The following is a 17,921-nucleotide window of genomic DNA, read 5'->3' as shown; positions in this document are numbered from 1 at the left end:
GCCCAAGTAGTCGATGACTTAGGCGAGTAGGAGGTGGGGTTATGAAAGCGTTCAAAACAATCTGTTTGGTGTTGATAATGTCAGTCGCGACGGGGTGCGCGTCCGTGGGCGGTAAAAATGCCGAGGTGCCGACTGCCGGAAAAACCCTGCGCGCTACCGGTTATAGCCGTTTTGACGACAGCGGTAAACTGGCGGTTAATCAGCGCTGGTTACAGGCGCAACAAGCCGCCAAACTGGACGCCTATCGCGGCTTGGCGGATTTGTTGTATCAAGAAAGATTGGGCAATCAAACTACCGTCGGCGCTCAGGTGATGCGCGACGAGGTCTACCGGGTTTATCTGGATAGTTACTTACGCGAAGCGCGCGCCGCCGATTATCGGACTGTTAGAGACAGTTTAAAAACGACTCTGGAATTGCATCTTAGCCCGCGTTTTTACCAGTGTATGTCTGGCGATACTGCTTTGGTAGGGCAGTGTTTACAGGAGGATAACAAGCTGGCGTTTACGCGGTTAGGTTATAAAACTGCGACGGAGACCTCCGCCAACCTGGCTTGCGGTGCTCGGGATTGTAGCGATCAATATTATGTGGCAGGCTTTTCCAAAAAGGCTAATGTCGTGGACGACACCTTGCTGGAAGCTGGTCTTTACGATGTCGAATGGATTGCCAATACCGGTTTGCGAACGATACTTCAGTATTTGTTGATCAACGGATTTTATAGTGCCTTATAGAAACTTGCTAACAGTGGTGCTGATCGCCTTGCTGGCTGCATGCAGCAGCGGCAATAGTAAGCGGCGCGGTGATGAGAATGGCGTTGCCGCGTCCGGTCAGCAGGTTAGCGTGCAAGGTAGTGCGCCAATTGTCGGCGGAGGTGTCGAAGCAGCTCGTCGTGCGGCTATCGACGATGCAGTGAGTAACGCCTCCCTAAAATTAAAACGTAACAATAATTCGGCACTACTGGTCAGCGATATTAAGGTGGTCGACGAGTGGCAGGATGCCGATCTCTACCATGTGCAAGTGCTGGCCGTGTTATCCGATAAACAGCGTTGCGGTTCGCCGTATCGGAAGAAAATCGTCGCCACCGGCTTTCCGGTCATGAATGCCGATCAAATCAGCGGCACCGAAAGCCAGGATTTATACAGCGGCATCCCCAGGGAAATTAATAATCAGTTGATGGAAACCGGCGATTTTATCGGCCGTAATCTGACCAACACCTCTTTATACAGCCGGCCCGATATGGCGCCGGAGATTCGCTTTGCCGAGGGTACAGCCGAATCGGTAATTCTGAATATCGCCAAGCAGCAGAATGCGCAGTTTGTATTGTCCGGCGTGATTCGCGACTTTCGCGTGGAGTCCACCGAATATGTGCGCGGTAGCGGCCCACTGGCGGATCTAAAATCCATGGTCAGGGATTTCGTGGCTCGCCGGAGTGTCGGGATTGACGTATATGTTTACGATGGTTTTAGCGGTGCCTTGCTGTTTCAACATCGTTATACCGATTCCATACTTGGCGACGTCTCGCTGCCGAGCGGCTACACGGTAGGTAGTGACCGCTTCAACTCGACATCCGCCGGTCACGCCATCAGCGAGATTATTCAGGAAGCCAGCGAAGACATTCATAAATTATTTGGCTGTTATCCTTTTACCACCCGGGTAATACAGGCCGGTAATAATCGGATTGTGATTGCGGCCGGCGCTCAGGATAAAATCAAAATCGGCGACAGGCTGATGATATATTCCGCGTCCGCCGGCGGTGTGGCGGGAGCCGGTTTGGGGGAATCGCAGGGTATTTTGACGATAACCGACGTTAGTGCGACGACTGCGGCGGGTACTCTTGATTCAACGGCAGTTGCCGGTGCAGTCAGGCCAGGCGACTGGGTGAAAAGTTTCGCTACGCCTTGACGGGCGCGTCGCTCAAGCCTAGTAAGCGCTCGATGTCCTTGCTCATGCCTGCCGGTGTGTCTATCGGCGCATAGCGTTTAAAAACCTTGCCATCTCGCCCGATAAGAAATTTGCTGAAATTCCATTTGATGGCATTAAATCCCAAAATGCCCGGTGCCGCGTTTTTCAAATACTCGTAGAGCGGATGCGCGTTGTTACCGTTGACATCGATTTTTTCGAACATCGGGAAACTCACGCCATAATTTAATTCGCAAAAACTGGCTATTTCTTGGCTGTCGCCGGGTTCCTGCTGACCGAACTGATTACACGGAAATCCTAGTATCACCAAGCCCCGGCTTTTATAAGTTTGGTACAACGCTTCCAAGCCGCGGTATTGCGGCGTAAAACCGCACTGACTGGCGGTGTTGACGATTAGTAGCACTTTGCCGCGGAAATCTTCTAAAGAAACAGTTTCGCCGTTAATGTTAGTGGCCGAGAATTGGTATATGTCATTCATGCTGATACTGGTCCGTTATGGAATTACTTGCGCTTGTCTTGCATCCCGCTGTCCATCGAGTTGCAATGGCTAAAGCCCCTCTTAGGTCCATGCATCCCGATCAAGATCCATAGACAAATATTCACCGAGCTTACCGTTGTTCATCGGATTGTCAAAAATCTATAGCGTGACAATACCCTTTTTTGCGTGGGGGTTGTCGGAAGGAACTTCAGTATAGTTTGGAAATACGGGGCCTCGGTCATTCTCTCGCGGGAGGACAGGGCCCATAGTTGCCTGGCTGTATGGGCGGCTGTTGAAACCTTCGGCGATTGCCCAGTGCTTATTGTCCTGATAGTCGTTGTTGCAGCTTGGTTTGCAGCAAACTGTCATAGTGGCGTTTCAACACCGAATCGGTGGGCGGTGCCGGCAATTCCGCTGCAATCTCGCGGCGTAATTGGTCAAGGTCATGCGTCGGTACTGAAGATTTTTCAGTAAGATCTGTTTCTGTAACAGTGACTGGCTGCTGGGTTGGTTCCGATAAGTCTGCCGTTTCTGAGTGTTGAGGCGATGTGATTTTATGCAGAGTTTCGTAGTGACGGCGTAGCACGGAGTCGGTGGGATAGGGATTGCTAAGGGCTTCTTTCTCCGCTTGCAATGCAGCCAGATAATGGCGTTTTAATATCGAATCTTCGGGTAGATTGATTGCCGGCGCTTCTACCGCCGGAGTTCTCGGTTCTTCGGTAGCTGCGGTGACGATTGGCGCTTGTGGGGCTGGTTCGGCAATCGACTCAGGCGCTTGGGTTGGGGGCGCTACCAGTGTCTCGAGTTGTTGCGCTATTGGAGCCGTTGGCGAAGGCGTATGGGGTTGCGAAGGGGAATTCGCTGCACGGGAAGCTGCTTGTTGAGGTGGTGTCGCCTGTTTGTTTTCTGGCGTCTTGCCGATTGGTTTGAGTTTTAGTTTGCCTTTCCAGGCCAGCCAACCGACTACTGCCAGCACTACGATTATTAGAAGTTCTATCATGATTTGTCCCCCTCAATATTGTTATTAATCCAAAACAAATTAACACCTACAGCGTTACCGATTGGCTTTCTAGGTATATAGCTTCCGCGGCTTGTATTCTAAAGCATGATGGAAGCGCTACGATTAAATCGCAGCGCTTTATACCATAGATCGTTGAAATAGTTGATTTGTCGAGTTGCAAGGCGCATTGCGCCTGGTAGCTTTTCTGTCTTGAAAAAACTAAGTTTCAATTTTTCGATTGGGTCAATCGATCATGACTTACAAAACATTCAACAGTGCAAGTGTTGTGTCAGTTTTTTTTACAGTCAAGAATGATGGATTCCCAAATGAAATTTTTGGTCGGGAGCAGTGTTAAATTTAATTGACAATGCGTCGGGATTTTTTCCTGAACTTGCTTTGTAAAAGCTCTCTGACATTGGATTTGTAAAAAACAATCTTATGAGAATCGCTGGGACAAAACTGATTAAGTAGATGTCACGACTCAGTTTTTCTTAGTTTATGCCCAAGTAGGTTTGAATTGTAATGCGCGTAATGTAAGCAAATGCTGACATAAAAATTTACAACTCGTGGCGTTTGAAATTGTTTCGAGATGATGATTTTTATTTAAACATCTGTTTTATAAATTTAAATTTTTTTTGGCTTGCTATTTGCTGATTATTTATATGGTTTCGTGCTATGCCTAACGGAAACTTAACCAAAGAAAGCATTCAAAGATTGTGCAGATTTTATATTAGGGGGAATTATGGAAACCAAAACGATTAAACACATATTCTTAGCGGGACTTTTATCGTCAACCGCAATTTTCGGAGGCGGCGTTCAAGCGGCCTCATTTAGCGTAGCGGGTAGCCTAACAGGCGATCCCAGAACTGATAATCCAGATAACCTGTTCATCAACGTTGGCATTAATGTCGTTGACACAGTCGCTACTTGGACAGTGGATATCGCTTCGCCTTTGCATCCAAATGCAAAGCTTGACGAGTTTTATTTCAATCTAGGGTCTTCAGTCATCCCCGGAAATTTGAGTTTTGGTGGGTTTTCGCCAACAGGTTGGGTTATCAGCAATCCAGCGTCGACAGTAGGCGGGGGGAACTTCAATCCCACGTTTCTATTTGAAGCCGTTGATCCGCCAGGCAACGGAAACAACGTCACTAATGCCGTGAATTTGTCGTTTACCGCAACCTTAAACCGTAATTGGACTTTGGATGACTTTTATTCCGCAGCGGCACTACAGAGCTCTGAAGCTACGTTACCTGCCGGTCAATTGGGTGCTCATTTGCAGTCGCTAAGTACGGCAGGTTGTGCTGGTTGTTCCGATAGCGGCTTCCTGATAGGTAACTACACACGCAACGGTGGTGGTGGCGGTCAAGGGAGCGTGCCAGAGCCAAGCGTTGTGGCTTTGCTAGGCATGGGTTTGTTGGGCATGGGTTTGTCACGTAAAAACAAAGTCTGATTGTCCGATTTGTTTACACGCCTTAAAAACGCCGGTTAAACCGGCGTTTTTTTTCCAGAAATTGTCTGGTAGCTATAGCAATAGGTGTTACCCCATTGTTGTTATGGTGATTCTGAAAGTAAAGTCACAGTAATGGTGGCCCAGTTTTTTTAGACTTCCTTCCAAGCAGAAAGCTGATTCGGAAAATTCAAATTAGCTTGCGTTCAGAAAGCCTCATGGCATGAAGCCAAGGATGAGGTGTTTAAGATTTGGACATTCAAAACAAAAACCAGGGGGACAGTCATGAACAAAAAAAATTTGTACATCACTTTAGGTGTTGCACTACTGGCAGTGCCTGTAATCATTTATCTCGATAAATATTTGCTAGACCAGGAAATTTTGCAAATAAATCAGGATATGCAACAGTTACCCGCCTCGGCTGGTAACATCGCTAAGACCTGGAAACCAGGGCAAATTTTAGTTAAGCCCAATGCCGGTTTGGCTGATGCGGAATTTGAGAAAATTCTGCGTGGCAATCAAGGTAAAAGCAGTGAAAAAATCGGTAATTTGTCGGTTCATATCGTTAGCGTACCCGAGCAAGCGGAAGAAGCGGTGGTACGGGCGCTATCAAAAAATCCCCATATCGAATTCGCCGAGTTAGACATGGCTCAGCCAATGAGCGTGACTAATCCAAATGATCCAAACTTTGCCGGTGCTTGGCATCTAGCAAAGATACAAACGCCTGGCGCATGGGACGTTTCCAAAGCTGATGGCATTACGATTGCCATTCTGGATAGTGGTGTTGATGGTTCGCATCCGGATTTGGCAAATCATATGATTCCGGGGTGGAATGCGGTGGATGGAGGCTCCGACACTACCGACATCAATGGTCATGGTACTGCGGTTGCCGGTACAGCAGCTGCTGTCACCGATAACTCGGTAGGGGTTGCTGGCGTGGCGTGGAACGCGAAAGTTATGCCCGTCAGAATTACCAACGATTCAACGGGATACGCTTACTGGAGTGACGTTGCACGTGGCCTGAGTTGGGCGGCTGACAATGGTGCCGATGTCGCAAATATAAGTTATGGGGTGAGTGGTAGCTCGGCGGTGTCATCGGCGGCCCAGTATATGAATTCCAAAGGCGGAATAGTGGTTGTTGCAGGCGCCAACGACGGAGTAGATCCCGGTTATACCGATAACCCCTACATGATTTCTGTTTCAGCAACCGATTGGAATGATGTGAAGGCCAGTTGGTCCAACTATGGCGCCTTTATTGATGTCGCAGCTCCCGGCACTTCTATTGCCACGCTTCTGAGAGGTGGCGGATATGCCAATTGGAACGGGACCTCGTTTTCTAGCCCTGTGACAGCCGGTGTAGTCGCGTTGATTCAAGCCGCAAATCCCAACTTGGTGCCTGCGGATGTCGAAAAGGTGCTAAAAGATTCTGCGGATAAAGTATCCGGTGTTAATTTTGATCCAAACTATGGCTATGGACGTATCAATGCTAACGCCGCTGTGCAATTAGCGCTCAATACAGTGGCTAGAGATACTCTAGCGCCGACCGCTGCCATTTCATCTCCAGCTGCTGGTTCTGTGGTAAGTGGTTTAACCTCTGTCGCCGTTAACGCTAACGATAATGTCGCCGTACGCCAGGTTTCATTTTACGCAGGCGGTAAATTGGTCGGAACAGATGGCACTGCGCCTTACACATTCAGTTGGGATTCCACGACTGTGGCAAACGGCAATATCAATTTAACTGCGGTGGCTACTGACTCTTCCGGAAACCAAGGCTCATCAAGCGCCGTGACTGTGAACGTACAAAATCAAACCACGGTAACCACCACGGATCAAGCGGCTCCAACCGTGACCATTTCTAACCCAACAAATGGTGCGAAAGTGAGTGGAAGCGTAGTGAATATCGCCGCAGCTGCTAATGACGATATTGCTGTCGCTAAGGTACAGCTTTATATCGACAACAAGCTGGTGTCTTCTACAACCAGCAAAACCTTGAGCTATAGCTGGAATGTCAAGAAAGTGGCTGCCGGCAGCCATTCGATCAAAGCGGTTGCCACCGATACCTCCAATAAAACCGGTACCGTCAGCATTCTAGTCAGCAAGTAGCGTTCGTATCTGGAAAACTGCCAACAATATTGTCGGCGGTATTTCAAAGGCAATTAAGACAGGGGCGTATTTCGCCCCTGTTTTTTTGTGTGAGTCGGCATAAACAAAGAAACGGGTTAATCCTGGCTGGGCTATTCGCAAATGATCCCCAGGGGATTTAATGTGTTTTTAATAAAGAAAGTATGCGGCCTGAGCATCTTACAATAAGCCTTTTGTTAGATAGACGGGATTGTCATGCTTAGAGTTAAGGAGATTGTGGTTGTAAGTTTGTTCAGTTTGCCTGCTGGATTCGTTTATGGGCAAGCATTTTCTAATACTGCAACCAATTTGCCGGCCGGCAAAGCTTGGAAATTCGGACAGATATTAGTCCAGCCCAAAGCTGGACTGCCTGACGCCGAGTTTAAAAAAATTCTACGTTTCAATGGCAGTGGTATTGCTGAAAAAATCGGTAGTTCGGCTATTCATATCATTAATGTCCCTGAAAATGCTGAGGCTGCTGTGGTGCGAGCCTTGTCAAAAAATCCCCATATCGAGTTTGCTGAATTGGATATGGCTGTGCCACTAAGTGCGGTTCCCAACGATCCACAGTTTGCCAATGCTTGGCATCTATCAAAAATTCAGAGCCCTAACGCATGGGATGTATCAAAAGCAGATGGAATTACCATTGCCATTCTTGATAGCGGGGTGGATGGTTCACATCCCGATTTAGCGGCACATATGGTGCCTGGCTGGAATGCGGTAGATAGTGGTTCGGTCACTGCTGATGTCAATGGACATGGTACCGCCGTAGCGGGTGCCGCCGCTGCTGTTACCAACAATGCCAGTGGTGTGGCAGGCGTAGCGTGGAACGCCAAAATCATGCCGATCAGAATTACCAATGATGCCAGTGGTTATGCATATTGGAGTGACGTAGCACGAGGCTTGAACTGGGCCGCAGATAATGGTGCCGACGTCGCTAACCTTAGCTACGCCGCAAGCGATAGCGCCACGGTAGCTTCAGCTGCCCAATACATGCGCAGTAAAGGTGGTTTGGTATTGGTGGCTGCCGGCAATGATGGTTTGGACCCTGGGCTTGCAGATAACGTAAATCTGATTGCTGTTTCCGCTACAGATACTAACGATGTGAAAGCAAGCTTCTCGAATTTCGGTAAATACATTGATGTTGCCGCACCGGGCGTATCCATCGCGACGACCAATAAAGGCGGCACTTATGCTGCTTGGTACGGTACTTCGCTCGCCACTCCTGTTGCCGCTGGTGTTGTCGCACTGATTCAGGCGGCCAATCCGAAACTTACGCCTGACAATGTCGAGAAAATATTGAAAAGTTCTGCCCATAAGGTCTCCGGTGTTAATTTTGACTTGAACTACGGCTATGGGCGAATCAACGCGGCTAATGCAATAAAGACAGCTATCAATACCATTTCGGTGGATACTCAGGCACCGACAGCGGTTATTACGTCGCCAAGTGCCGGTAGTGTGGTTAGTGGATTGGCCTCTGTAGCGGTGTCCGCTAGTGATAATGTGTCCGTCAGCCAAGTCTCGCTGTTTGCCAATGGCAAGCTGGTCGGAACCGACGGTGTCGCGCCTTATCAATTTAGTTGGGATACCGGTAGTCTAGCCAGTGGCAACGTTAGCTTAACTGCTGCCGCAATCGATTCGGCTGGAAATACTGGTTCATCTGCTGTCGTGAATGTTAGTGTACAGAATCAAAATGCTACCGGCGGCACTACTGGCAATACAACCACTGCTGATTTGATCGCACCCACAGTTAATATTTCTAACCCAGTGAACGGCGCTAAAGTCAGTGGTTTGGTCGCGGTTTCTGTTTCGGCAAAAGATAATGTCGCAGTCGCCAAGGTGCAGCTTTATATCGATACGAAGTTGGTTGCATCCACGACCAGCAGTAGTTTGAGTTATAACTGGAACGCCAAAAAATCCTCAGCTGGCAGCCACAGTATCAAAGCGATTGCAACGGATACATCGGGTAATTCAGGCGTTGTCAGTATACAAGTGACTAAATAAGCTCAACCGTCAGGGGGCGCATACCTCCCGTGCGATATTTGTCCCAAATGCTGGCAGACAGCAAAATCGACGCTGTCCGGAATTGGATCAGTCAAAGGCAAGCGCTGGTAGTTACACGTCAGAATCACGCGCGGTGTTGACTTTAGTTTTATTAACCAGGCCTATTTGTCACGGGTATTCCGTTCGGGCTGAGCTCGTCTAAGCCCAGGCAGGTGCGTCCTTCGATAAACTCAGAGCGAACGGCCTTTAAGGGCCCGGTTAATAATGATTGCGAGTGGCACGATTACTGGAAAGTTTTGCGATGCAATCCAGATTATCCGCCGCTTCATCCGTTACAATACCGCCCATTTCCCGTGACTCCGGATACCCCTATTTCAATGAACGATTCGATTATTTATGCGCTGGATTTTGATGGCGTTGTCTGCGACAGTGCGATTGAAACCGCTATCACCGGCTGGAAAGCCGGCACTACTATTTGGAAAGACATGCCTGACGCAGTACCTCAGGCTATCGTTGAGCAGTTTCGCGAAGTGCGGCCGATTATAGAGACGGGTTACGAAGCGATTCTGATTATCCGCCTCATGTATCTGGGCAAGAGTACTGCCGCTATTTACGCCAACTACGCGGCTAAAGTGCAAAGGATGCTGGACGAAATCCATTTAAGCATCGACGATTTGAAAAAGCTGTTCGGCGAAACCCGCGACAATTGGATTGCTAGTGATCGCGGCGATTGGATAGCCAAGAATCCCTTGTATCCCGGTGTTGCAGAGAAACTGCGTGACTTGGGACAACGGCATTTTTGGTGTGTGATTACCACCAAACAAGAGCGCTTTGTGAAGGAAATCCTTAGTGCCAATCAGATTGAGTTGGCCGATGAACGGATTTTTGGGATGGACCGCAAGCTCAGCAAACCTGAAATCCTGAAAGGTTTGAAAGCCCGGCATCCCGGCCAGCCGATTTATTTTACCGAGGATCGCCTACCGGCTTTGGAGGGTGTAAAAAAACACCCGGAGTTGGCCGATGTGAAATTATTCTTCGCGCTATGGGGTTATAACCTTGCCGCCGACCACGCCGTTGCAGCCGCGCAAGCAATCGTACTACAGCAGTTAGACACTTTTCTCAGCGGCAGTTAGATCGCCTTATAAGCGGATACCGAGTTCAGTAACGGTATTCCAAAACACTGTTGGTGTCGGCGCCGGCATGGTTCAAATAGTAGTAGCCGTCACCGTGGCTGACGATGCGTTGGTAGGGTAGGGTGTCCAGTTCGGCCAGATAGACGATGGCGTGAGTTTTAATCAGGCAATACACCACGTCGCCTTCCCGCAACGCCATGCTCTGGCAGGCCCCCGGCGTGATTTCCACCAATAAGGTCCCACCACAATCGACTTGCACGATCAGGCTTTCGCCGCTAGGGATGATTGCGCAGATCCGGCCTTTTAGCTGATTCTGAATGGAGATGCCGTCGATGTAGGCCCGGGACAGGGCGATGTCGTTGGCGCGGATCGATACCTGGCTCTGGCTGCCGATTGCAAACTGCGGGCGTAGCGGCAATGCCAGCGGCACACCGAAACTATCCGCCATACTGCAACCCGCCTGGACATCGTGATTGCGAATACTGATCGGCAGGATGTTGTCGATTTGGCGGATACCCAGATAGCGCAAGATACCTTGTTGTTTAGCCACTTCGCGCAAAGAGCCGCTGCGCAGCACCTGGCCGTGTTCCAGCACAATCAACTGGTCGGTCAATTCCAGAATTTCGCCCAGCGACTGACTGGCATACAGCACCGGCAAGCCGAATTCGTCTTGTAGGCGTTTCAAAATCGGCAGCAGTTGCGAACGGTAACTGTGGCCGATGGCGGCGAAAGTCTCGTCAAGCAATAACAACTTCGGCGATTTCAGCAGAGAACGGGCCAGCGCCACGCGCTGGCGTTCGCCAACTGATAACCGTTCGATAGGCTGATCCAGGTTGGCGCCCAGTTCCAGTAAATTGATTAAATAGTCCGGTTTGAACAGACGGCGCTGTTTGAGGGTGCGGTAATAGCTGGCGGTCAAATTGTCACGTACGGTTTCCGTGGCGTCGATGCAGTCGATCTGCAATACCGCGCCTATCGGCCGTTGTTCGCGCGGCATCACGATACCTTTACGGCTATCGAACAAGATTTTGCCGTCCAGCGAAATATGCCCGCTTTGCGGCTGAATGGTACCGGCGATCAAGCCCAGTAAGGTACTTTTACCGGCACCGGATTGTCCGAACAGACCGACGCTGATGTCGCCGACCGATAACTGCGTGCTGAGGTCGAAATGACCGCGACGCAGTTTGACATTCATTTCCAGCAGCATGACCACCTCCGGTGGTTAAAGTCGACCCGGCCTGGTTGGCCGGGGCGATCACGATATTAACCCTGCACGCCGAGAATCACCGCGCCGGCTTTGAATACCGCTGTGGCGGTTTGGCCTTTGCGTAGCCCCAAGGTTTCCACGCTATCGTTAGTAACGGTTGCGGCGATTTTGTCGCCGCCGGGCAGGGCAATGTCCACTTCAGTGTTGACCGCGCCGGGCTTGACTTCAGTGATCGTGCCTTCCAGCTGATTGCGCGCGGAAATCCGGTAGCCGCCAAAATCGGTGACGACGATGACTTGTGGCGCTTTGACTAACGCGATGACATTTTTACCGGTTTCGATGCCCAAGGTTTCGACGGAGTCCTTGGTAATCGAGGCGACGATGGTTTCGCCGCCTTTCAAACCGACATGCACTTCGGCGTTGACTGCGCCGATGATGACTTCTGTGACGGTGCCGGAAAATTGGTTACGTGCGCTTGCTTTCATGATGATTCCTCTTGATTGGATGGGAGCGCCCTTAACATAAAGGGTTTGAATAAACGTTAATTTGTTGCGGGTAAGGCATAGCCATATTTCTCGATGATTACCAAAGCCGGCGGCGATTTCAGAAAAGCCAGCAAAGCTTGCGCGGCCGGATTTTCGGCGCCGGTTTTCAGCAATACCGCGTCTTGCAGGATCGGGCTATGCAGGTTTTCCGGCACGATCCAGCCGGAGCCTGAGCCGATTTTGCCATTCTCGATCACTTGTGATAAGGCAACAAAGCCTAGCTCAGCGTTGCCGGTACTGATGAATTGATGCGTTTGAGCAATGTTTTCGCCTTGCACGAATAAGGCTTGCAGTTTTTCCAATAAACCTTGGTTTTTCAAGACCTCCACTGCCGCTGCCCCGTAAGGTGCCAATTTCGGATCAGCCAAGGCCAGATGCTTGAAGTCGCCCTTGCTCAAGATTTTGCCTTGCTCGTCGACATAGCCGGGGTTGCCGGACCACAGTACCAATTTGCCGATGGCATAGGTAAACCGGCTACCGGCCACGGCCAAACCTGATTGCTCCAGTTTTAACGGGCTTTTATCGTCAGCCGATAAAAACACTTCAAACGGTGCGCCGTTCTCGAATTGGGCGACGAATTTGCCGGACGAACCGAACGACAGCTTGGCACTATGACCGCTAGCTTTCTCGAACGCCTCAGCGATCTCGGTCATGGGTTTGGTAAAGTTGGCGGCGACCGCAACCAGCGTAGTCTCGGCCTGCGCAAACGCGCTCGACAAAAGCGATAAAGCTAAAATTATTCGATTTAAAGCGATAAACGACATGCTATTTCTCCTCAATGATAAGCTGATCGGTAGTGGCTAAAACCGTAATTGGCTCTGCACGTAAACATAATCGACGTCGTCTTTAATAGTCGGTGCCGACGGCGCTCTTTTCGCAAATTCGCCCTTGAACAAATGCGCCCAGCCGGTTTCGAAATTCAAACTGCTGTTGAAATCCCAACGCGCGGTCAATTCCAATTGTTGACCGACGAAATCACCGCTGCGGCCGCTGGTATCTTGCAAACCGGCCGTGGTCCAACTGTCTCTGTCCGATGCCAGCCAATAAAAACGCTGACTCAGTCCAAGCTGCACATCGTTGCGCGGCGCGGCAGTGATGCGGTAGCCGGGCGTACTGATATTGCTGCGGGCGAACGCGCCATACATACCGGTCGCGCCGAACTCGAAGCGTCGGGCACCGTACAAGGTGTCGAAGCGCTGGTCTTGATTGTCGTTAGGGTTTTCATCCCCGCTGGCATAGTCGTATTCCAACGCGAAACGCGGAGACCAAGGGGCGTCGAAGGTATAGCCGACATCGGCGTGCTGGTACCAGGCGGCGTGCTCCAAATCGCGGCCATTGTTGGCGGCAGTACTGGAACGGACGGTACCTAGCTGGCCGATGGTTTCGGTTTGAAAGTCGAAATTGGCCTTCTTGGGTTTCAGATAAAAGCGCACGCCGGGTGTGAAATAGCGGCGATTGCGGGTGGGATTGCGGATGCTGTCGCCTTCGTCAAGATGGTATAGATAAACTTCGCCATTGATATTCCAGGCCAAGTTGTAAAGCTCCAAGAACCCGCCGGAAAACCAAGTGTGGGTATCTTCCTCGTCGAACTCGTGGACCTCGTTCAGAATGTCCGCAGCGGCGGTCGGATAGCGGTTGACCGGCATGGTCACAAAGCCGGTAAATTGCCAGGTATCGTAGTCCAGCAGCCTCAGCTTTATTCCGGTAAAGCTGTTGATATCGTTGCGCATAGCATTGCGGGCAATTAAGCGGCGACTGCCTAGGTTTAGCGTTTGCCGGCCGGCCACAATTTCAGCGCCGATACCGCTGTAAAACAGATTTTGATCTGCCCACGCTGCATAACCTTGAATGAAGTCCGCAGTGTCGGCGTGGGTGTTGTTCACGCCGGAACCGCTATCGGCGCCCAGCGCGCGGGCATCCAGAAACTCGGCACCGAGCCTTAACTTGCCCAGATTGGCTTGCAGCCACAAATCGGTTTGCAAGGCAATCTGCTGATCGCCGCCTCTGCCGTTGGCTTTAAAGCTGCCGTCCATAGTCTCATAGCGGGTGCGCTGTTCCAGTGAGGCGGATAGCCACTTTGGCAAATTCAGCGTGTCATGTAGATTCCAGACCGGCTTTTCGAATTTATCGTTGCCCAGCAGGGCATCCGGCATCTGACTGGAAAAGGCGGCCATGGGGGGCTTGCTGTAGGTTTTATTTTCCGCGGCCTCGCTAGCGTCAATGTAAAGATTATTCGCTGTGATCGCACTCAGTGCCGTGAGAAAAGATGCTTTGCGATAACGGTTTTTGGGGGCCATGTTTCACCTATTAAGCCGGTTAAATGCGCTGGGTTTATGATAATGTCCTGGCTTTTGTCTGATTTTGCTATGGTGTTTCATCCCGGCCAGGGAGTGTTGGCAGTCTACTTTTCGTTATGTACAAAAGTAAATAACGAAAAACAAAAATAACTTATTTCAATTGGGGAAATAATGGTAGTCGGCAGTGTATTTTTTAAATAGGCCATTAAAAAATTAGATAGATAAATTGAATAATGTCTACAGCAGAGAAAAATCCAAACATACCAGAGCCTCCTTGGCTTGAAGGCGAATTACGCCTAGCCGGCATATTGGACAATCGCATGATTAGCTTGCTACGGGCAATAGAGAAAAGCGGTTCGATCAATCAAGCCGCCAAGCAGGCCGGATTAAGTTACAAGGGCGCATGGCAAATGATAGAGCGGGCAAATAATTTGGCTCCCAAGGTTTTAATAGCCACTGCGACGGGTGGCAGCAAGGGCGGGGGGACCACGCTAACAGCGGCGGGTTTATCCTTACTGAAGTTATTCACCCGCCTAGAGGATCAGCATCGCGCCCTTTTGCAGCAACTGAATCAAAGCTTGATCGACGATCCGGATGTAATGCTTTTGTTGAAACGACAGGTGATCAAAACCAGTGCCAGAAACCAGCTGTCCGGAACGATTGCCAGGATCAACTCTGGTTCGGTAAACGCCGAAGTGTTTGTGTCTTTGAAGGGTGGAGAGCAAGTAGTTGCCAGCGTGCCGCTGACAACGCTTGTAAACTTGGAGCTTAAGGTAGGCGGCGACGCAGTGGTGCTGGTCAATGCGCCGGACATTTTGGTATTGGCTGATGATGGTGGATTGCATCTGTTTTCGGCGCGGAATCGTCTGGCTGGCCGCGTGATTCGCATCCATTTTGATGGAGTGGATTCTGAAGTGATCATCCAGCTACCCAGCGGCGAAACTATTGCCGCGACTATTACTCAAGCGAGTGCCGAGGTTCTTGCGCTAAAACCAGGCGTCGATGCGGCAGCGGTATTTAAGAGCAATGCCGTAATCCTGGCTGCACTGATGCCTGCCGGTGACTGTTAGCTAGCCCGATAAAAATTTCGTTATAAATCCTACAAATCTTAAATAAGCATCATTCGATAATTGTCGTGTTTACTACATTGTCGGGCTGTGCCGCTGCCAAACGGCATATTTCTACGAACTATTCTCATCAAAAAACCAAGTAAAAACCTTATCAACCATGGCTTTGATGTGGTTTTAGTCGTCCTGGCAAGTGTTTTGCTTGCAAGCTGTTAACTACTTTTCATTCATTACCTTTCATTGGGGATTTAAGCAAATGCTACTTGAAAAATACGACAGCCAAGGGCTTTTATGGATTACCACCTTAGTCGGCAAAACCAGCACTTCCGGGCTTTCCGCGTTTCGCGGCGACTTGGTGTTAGTGGAAGGTGAGTTGCGTGAAGGGTCGACGAACATCCGTGACCGGAAAACCCCGGAGATGGTGATTAATCAATCAGCGATATTGGCCGATGCCGACAAGATTTTGTTCATCAACGGCCTGTTTTTCCAATTGGAAGACTTGCCGGTATTTGTCGAAAAATATAAAGAAGCGTTGACCCCGGAAACCGTCACCCTGTTTTACGTGCAAAACATCGCTAAGCCGATGCAAATCGTTTTAGATGGCGTGGTTTTCAATTTGTTGCCGCATCAGGAAGGCATGATCTGGAACTTGATGTTGGAAGAGCTTTATATCGAAAAATCCGATCTGAAGGGCCAGTCCGGCGAAGACAAGGTAATTACCGCATACGAGGCGGCTAAGGGCTATAAAATCAAAGCCGAGCCTATTAGTCTGGAGGCTGCTCTGTCGCAAACTATCGAAGTTAAAAAAGATTTAGCCGGTGGGCCGGTTTAGGGTTGGCGTCTTGAGCCTGGTGAGGATGTTAGTGCTATGAAAAATTTCAAAACTATCTCCACGGCCGATTCCGAACAGCTGATTGCGGAGCAGCAACCGATGATTCTGGATTGCCGCGATCTTAAGGATTACCGGGCCGGGCATATCGAAAATGCCATGCATGTCCACGAGCAATTGCGCGATTCGCTGTTGAAAAAAGCCGACAAGGCCAAGCCTTTGCTGATTTATTGCTATTACGGCCATGCCAGCGAACATTTGGCGGAAATGTTCGGCGATTTCGGTTTTCAGCAAGTCTACAGCTTGGCCGGCGGCTATGCCGACTGGAAAGAACAGCACAAACTTTAAGGGTGACGCTATGGAACAATTATCACGAGATCTGGCTTTGCGTATCGCATTGGCTTCGCGGATTTTGCCGGGAGTGGATGTGCCGAAGTTGATCGGTGTGTTGCACGAGAAAGTCGGCTCGCCGCTGGACGACGAGAAACTGAAGTCGATTACTGTCACCAACCTGAAGACCGGCATCGGTAGTCTGGATGGCGAGGAAGACGGCGAAGATATCGGCATCGGTCTGGAAAACATCAAGCTGGCGGTCAGGTATTTGTGGGGCGAGGAAGAGGAAGACGAAGGTCTGCCGGAGATTATGCCTTACAAAGACGGCGATATTCCGGAATCGATTCGGGTGGCGATTGCCTCCAATAGCGGTCAGCTATTGAATGGGCATTTTGGTTCCTGCATTCGCTTTTTGGTCTATCAATTGTCCAAAAGCGATATGCGCTTGATCGACATTCGCTCTACTGTGGAAGCCGATAGTGCGGAAGACAGAAATCTGTTCCGGGCTAATATGATCAAGGATTGCCATGTGCTGTTCGTGCAATCCATCGGCGGACCGGCGGCCGCGAAAGTGATACGTGCGGATATTTATCCGATCAAGGAACCCGATGTTATCGACGCGGTGGAGAAACTCACCGAGTTTCAGAAAGTGTTCGATGCCGCGCCGCCTTGGATGGCGAAAGCCCTCGGTAAAAGTGCCGAGGAGCGGAAGCGGTTTGCTCATCAGGAATAACTTGCAATACTTTTATTCCTTACCCTCTTCTTGGAGAGGGTAAGGATCTCCTCGAAAATCCTTCCCTAAGTTTGATTAGGCTTATTGGATTGTGAAACGCTATTGTTTTTCCATGGTCTTGATAAATGCGTCCGCCTCGTTAATCGATTTCTCCATTTCTAATACCAAAGCCGATACATCGGATTTAACTGAGTCCAACTGGCCTTTTAGCGATGCGATAGCTTGGGCATTCAGGTTGTGTTTCAGATAGAGCACTTGATCGCGAAATACGTTGAGCACTGGCTCGATTTTGGTTTCGGCCTTACGCATGGCGGCTATTAATTGCTGGTAGTGGGCTTTCGTGGCAGTCAGCTTTTGCTGGCTATTTCGTTTGAGTGCAGCGTTGCTGTATTGGACAAGTTCGGTTTCCCATTCGCTGAACAGTGCGCTGGAGACGTCTTCTATGTCGGCGATGCGTTTGTTAACTTCCTCGGCCTTTTTCACGCTGGCCTCATATTCACCGTTAAGTTTGTTGTAGGTGGCTTCCAAATCGCCGCCCTTAAAATTAGTCATCACGGTGAATCGTTCGAGTGCCGATTTAAATTGTTGCTTGGTTTCTTCCTGGGTATCGCGGGCTTTTTCCACGCGATGCACCATCACTTCACGTTTAGGGATGCCGATTTTCTCCAGGCCGCTGTAATACGCGCTGGAACAGGCGGCTAAGCCAAACGTCAACAAAAACAACAAAAAACGCGAACTGTATTTCATAAAAGCTCCTTGGATGGGTGAGCGCATTATAAGCTGGAGTCGGTGTAGTTCAACTTGGCTTGG

Annotated in this window: 17 protein-coding genes; 10 read left to right on the top strand and 7 right to left on the bottom strand. The window is 49.9% G+C overall.

What is annotated here, in order from left to right; all coding sequences use genetic code 11:
* The first annotated feature begins 41 nt into the window (after positions 1–41).
* Together ACR64Q_RS15845 and ACR64Q_RS15840 are read left to right on the top strand one after the other, a co-directional pair.
* Positions 42–728 (top strand): hypothetical protein, encoded by a 687-nt coding sequence (locus ACR64Q_RS15845; RefSeq protein ID WP_313732422.1) that lies wholly within the window; start codon positions 42–44, stop codon positions 726–728.
* The gene (locus tag ACR64Q_RS15840; protein WP_313732421.1) at positions 718–1,899 is read left to right on the top strand and encodes a flagella assembly protein FlgT middle domain-containing protein; all 1,182 of its coding nucleotides are present in this window, start codon (positions 718–720) and stop codon (positions 1,897–1,899) included. Before ACR64Q_RS15845 ends, ACR64Q_RS15840 begins: the two co-directional genes overlap by 11 nt.
* Here ACR64Q_RS15840 and ACR64Q_RS15835 read toward each other — a convergent pair.
* Together ACR64Q_RS15835 and ACR64Q_RS15830 are read right to left on the bottom strand one after the other, a co-directional pair.
* Entirely contained in the window at positions 1,889–2,395 is a 507-nt protein-coding gene (locus ACR64Q_RS15835; RefSeq protein ID WP_026601958.1) for a glutathione peroxidase, read from the bottom strand. The two genes, ACR64Q_RS15840 and ACR64Q_RS15835, sit on opposite strands and share 11 nt — an antisense overlap.
* A 319-nt stretch (positions 2,396–2,714) precedes the next feature.
* The gene (locus ACR64Q_RS15830; RefSeq protein WP_026601957.1) at positions 2,715–3,395 is read right to left on the bottom strand and encodes a hypothetical protein; all 681 of its coding nucleotides are present in this window, start codon (positions 3,393–3,395) and stop codon (positions 2,715–2,717) included.
* 742 nt (positions 3,396–4,137) lie between these two features.
* Here ACR64Q_RS15830 and ACR64Q_RS15825 point away from each other — a divergent pair.
* The 4 genes from ACR64Q_RS15825 (at position 4,138) to ACR64Q_RS15810 (ending at position 10,100) form a co-directional block, all read left to right on the top strand.
* Positions 4,138–4,845, top strand: a complete 708-nt coding sequence (locus ACR64Q_RS15825; RefSeq protein WP_026601956.1) for a PEP-CTERM sorting domain-containing protein — start codon at positions 4,138–4,140, stop codon at positions 4,843–4,845.
* 282 nt (positions 4,846–5,127) lie between these two features.
* Positions 5,128–6,945, top strand: coding sequence for a S8 family serine peptidase (locus ACR64Q_RS15820; protein ID WP_313732420.1), 1,818 nt, complete (start codon positions 5,128–5,130; stop codon positions 6,943–6,945).
* A gap of 234 nt (positions 6,946–7,179) precedes the next feature.
* Positions 7,180–8,967, top strand: coding sequence for a S8 family serine peptidase (locus tag ACR64Q_RS15815; RefSeq protein ID WP_313732419.1), 1,788 nt, complete (start codon positions 7,180–7,182; stop codon positions 8,965–8,967).
* A gap of 377 nt (positions 8,968–9,344) precedes the next feature.
* Positions 9,345–10,100, top strand: coding sequence for an HAD family hydrolase (locus ACR64Q_RS15810; protein WP_313732418.1), 756 nt, complete (start codon positions 9,345–9,347; stop codon positions 10,098–10,100).
* 25 nt (positions 10,101–10,125) lie between these two features.
* Here ACR64Q_RS15810 and ACR64Q_RS15805 read toward each other — a convergent pair whose 3' ends face one another.
* From ACR64Q_RS15805 to ACR64Q_RS15790, 4 genes are read right to left on the bottom strand one after another with little or no spacing between them, the layout of a single operon-like run.
* Complete coding sequence (locus ACR64Q_RS15805; protein ID WP_313732417.1) at positions 10,126–11,307, bottom strand: molybdenum ABC transporter ATP-binding protein; 1,182 nt, start codon at positions 11,305–11,307, stop codon at positions 10,126–10,128.
* A gap of 56 nt (positions 11,308–11,363) precedes the next feature.
* Entirely contained in the window at positions 11,364–11,792 is a 429-nt protein-coding gene (locus ACR64Q_RS15800; protein WP_313732416.1) for a TOBE domain-containing protein, read from the bottom strand.
* 56 nt (positions 11,793–11,848) lie between these two features.
* Positions 11,849–12,616: a molybdate ABC transporter substrate-binding protein gene (gene modA / locus ACR64Q_RS15795; RefSeq protein ID WP_313732415.1), complete on the bottom strand. Its 768-nt coding sequence runs from the start codon at positions 12,614–12,616 to the stop codon at positions 11,849–11,851.
* Between the two features lie 36 nt (positions 12,617–12,652).
* A complete protein-coding gene (locus ACR64Q_RS15790; protein ID WP_313732414.1) occupies positions 12,653–14,149 on the bottom strand; it encodes an alginate export family protein in 1,497 nt (498 codons plus the stop codon).
* Positions 14,150–14,469: 320 nt separating this feature from the next.
* On the opposite strand from ACR64Q_RS15790, the gene ACR64Q_RS15785 reads away from it, so the two are divergent.
* From ACR64Q_RS15785 to ACR64Q_RS15770, 4 genes are all read left to right on the top strand, one after another.
* Positions 14,470–15,219: a TOBE domain-containing protein gene (locus tag ACR64Q_RS15785; RefSeq protein ID WP_313732413.1), complete on the top strand. Its 750-nt coding sequence runs from the start codon at positions 14,470–14,472 to the stop codon at positions 15,217–15,219.
* 253 nt (positions 15,220–15,472) lie between these two features.
* Complete coding sequence (locus tag ACR64Q_RS15780; RefSeq protein WP_313732412.1) at positions 15,473–16,048, top strand: hypothetical protein; 576 nt, start codon at positions 15,473–15,475, stop codon at positions 16,046–16,048.
* Between the two features lie 36 nt (positions 16,049–16,084).
* Complete coding sequence (locus ACR64Q_RS15775) at positions 16,085–16,393, top strand: rhodanese-like domain-containing protein (protein WP_020483003.1); 309 nt, start codon at positions 16,085–16,087, stop codon at positions 16,391–16,393.
* Positions 16,394–16,403: 10 nt separating this feature from the next.
* The gene (locus ACR64Q_RS15770) at positions 16,404–17,111 is read left to right on the top strand and encodes a dinitrogenase iron-molybdenum cofactor biosynthesis protein (protein WP_020483002.1); all 708 of its coding nucleotides are present in this window, start codon (positions 16,404–16,406) and stop codon (positions 17,109–17,111) included.
* 99 nt (positions 17,112–17,210) lie between these two features.
* On the opposite strand, the gene ACR64Q_RS15765 is transcribed toward ACR64Q_RS15770, so the two are convergent.
* Positions 17,211–17,858, bottom strand: a complete 648-nt coding sequence (locus ACR64Q_RS15765) for a DUF2959 domain-containing protein (protein WP_313732411.1) — start codon at positions 17,856–17,858, stop codon at positions 17,211–17,213.
* Positions 17,859–17,921: the final 63 nt, after the last annotated feature.

The sequence above is a fragment of the Methylomonas sp. 2F7 genome (genome assembly GCF_057126975.1).
The sequence above is the reverse complement of the archived record's forward strand: the minus strand, read 5'-3'. Positions and strand labels throughout refer to the sequence as shown.